This window comes from Nioella nitratireducens (assembly GCF_001879715.1).
GTDB lineage: Bacteria > Pseudomonadota > Alphaproteobacteria > Rhodobacterales > Rhodobacteraceae > Nioella > Nioella nitratireducens.
On sequence record NZ_MNBW01000043.1, the window covers coordinates 1 to 2500 of the forward strand.

A 2500-nucleotide genomic window follows, 5' to 3' on the forward strand; every position below is an offset into this window, starting at 1 on the left:
TTGGTTGCGGGGGTAGGATTTGAACCTACGACCTTCAGGTTATGAGCCTGACGAGCTACCGGGCTGCTCCACCCCGCGGAAGGATCTGTTTTTGTTGTGTCGGCGTATTTTTTGACTGTTTATAGAGAGGTGTGTTTCTTACTAGGTTTGGCGGTGACCTACTCTCCCACGTCTTGAGACGCAGTACCATTGGCGCGACGGCACTTAACGGCCGGGTTCGGGATGGAGCCGGGTGTTTTGCTCGTGCTATGACCACCAAACCGAGGAAGAAACACAGTCGCTTTCGGGGTGTGATTTGTGTTGGGAGAGCGTCTTTGGTGTCAAAGGCGCTGTCCCGCAGCTTCACATTCCGGGTGCGACGGTCATCAGTTATCCAGGTCTTGTCCACTATATGAGTATGCTTTTGGTCCTGCAGTCTGTCTACTACTGGATCAAATCAAGCCTATCGAGCCATTAGTACCGGTCAACTGAACGCATTACTGCGCTTACATCTCCGGCCTATCGACGTGGTGGTCTACCACGGCTCTCAGGGATACCTTGTTTTGAGGGGGGCTTCCCGCTTAGATGCCTTCAGCGGTTATCCTTTCCGATCATAGCTACCCTGCACTGCGGCTGGCGCCACAACAGGTCCACCAGTGGATCGTTCACCCCGGTCCTCTCGTACTAGGGGCAACTCCTCTCAAGTATCCTACACCCACGGCAGATAGGGACCGAACTGTCTCACGACGTTCTAAACCCAGCTCACGTACCTCTTTAAACGGCGAACAGCCGTACCCTTGGGACCTGCTCCAGCCCCAGGATGAGATGAGCCGACATCGAGGTGCCAAACGGTGCCGTCGATATGGACTCTTGGGCACCATCAGCCTGTTATCCCCGGCGTACCTTTTATCCGTTGAGCGATGGCCCTTCCACTCGGGACCACCGGATCACTATGGCCGTCTTTCGACTCTGCTCGACTTGTCAGTCTCGCAGTCAGGCTGGCTTCTGCCATTGCACTCAACGAGCGATTTCCGACCGCTCTGAGCCAACCTTCGCGCGCCTCCGTTACTCTTTAGGAGGCGACCGCCCCAGTCAAACTACCCACCACGCAGGGTCCCGGACCCGGATAACGGGCCGCGGTTAGACTTCAAGCAGAGCAAGGGTGGTATCTCAAGGGAGGCTCCACAGGAACTGGCGTTCCTGCTTCGAAGCCTACCACCTATCCTGCACATGCTGTGCCTGAAGCCAGTGCGAAGCTGTAGTAAAGGTGCACGGGGTCTTTCCGTCTAACCGCGGGAAGCCTGCATCTTGACAGGCAATTCAATTTCGCTGAGTCGATGTTGGAGACAGCGGGGAAGTCGTTACGCCATTCGTGCAGGTCGGAACTTACCCGACAAGGAATTTCGCTACCTTAGGACCGTTATAGTTACGGCCGCCGTTTACCGGGGCTTCATTTCGGAGCTTGCACCCCTCCATTTAACCTTCCGGCACCGGGCAGGCGTCAGACCCTATACGTCGTCTTGCGACTTCGCAGAGCCCTGTGTTTTTAGTAAACAGTCGCCACCCCCTGGTTTGTGCCCCCAGCCTCCAGTTGCCTGGAAACCGGGCCTCCTTCTCGCGAACTTACGGAGGTATTTTGCCGAGTTCCTTCAACATCGTTCTCTCAAGCGCCTTGGTATTCTCTACCAGTCCACCTGTGTCGGTTTAGGGTACGATCTCATGGAGGGCTATTTCCAGGGACCCGTTGGCTGCCCACACAATCCGATAAGTGTGAACAACGGCTCAGATCCGTCACATCCTCCTGGCCCAGGAATATTAACCTGGTTCCCATCGACTACGCCTTTCGGCCTCGCCTTAGGGGTCGGCTTACCCTGCTCAGATTAGCTTTAAGCAGGAACCCTTGGACTTTCGGCGACAGGGTCTCTCACCCTGTTTGTCGCTACTCATGTCATCATTCTCGCTAGTGATCACTCCACCGGATCGCTCACGCGCCGGCTTCACAGTAAAACCCGCGTCTCCGACGCTCACTCTTCAATGCGCTACCGCTTCGCTACTTGAGCGCAACGGGACACATCAAAATGAACGGAAGAGACAAGGGTTTATTCACACTACGCTCCGCTACCATGCACTATGTGCATCCTCAGCTTCGGCTCATGGCTTGAGCCCCGGTACATCTTCGCCGCAGGACAACTTGTTTAGACCAGTGAGCTGTTACGCTATCTTTAAAGGATGGCTGCTTCTAAGCCAACCTCCTGGTTGTTTTGGTCGTCCCACCTGCTTTCCCACTTAGCCATGAATTAGGGGCCTTAGCTGGAGGTCAGGGTTGTTTCCCTCTCCACGACGGACGTTAGCATCCGCCGTGTGTCTGCCATCTAGTACTCCCGGGTATTCGGAGTTTGGTTAGGATCAGTAAGCCTGTGGGGCCCCATTACCCATCCAGTGCTCTACCCCCCGGGGTATTCGGATGACGCTCTACCTAAATAGATTTCGCGGAGAACCAGCTATCTCCGAGTTTGATTGG

The 2500-nt window shown here is 55.2% G+C and carries 1 tRNA gene and 2 rRNA genes (1 of these 3 cut by a window edge); all 3 read right to left on the reverse strand.

The window, feature by feature from the left end:
* Position 1 precedes the first annotated feature (1 nt).
* Positions 2–78 (reverse strand) — tRNA-Met (locus BKY27_RS19160).
* A gap of 67 nt (positions 79–145) precedes the next feature.
* Positions 146–260, reverse strand: a 5S ribosomal RNA gene (gene rrf, locus BKY27_RS19165).
* A gap of 172 nt (positions 261–432) precedes the next feature.
* Positions 433–2500 (reverse strand): 23S ribosomal RNA (locus BKY27_RS19170) (it continues 808 nt past the right edge of the window).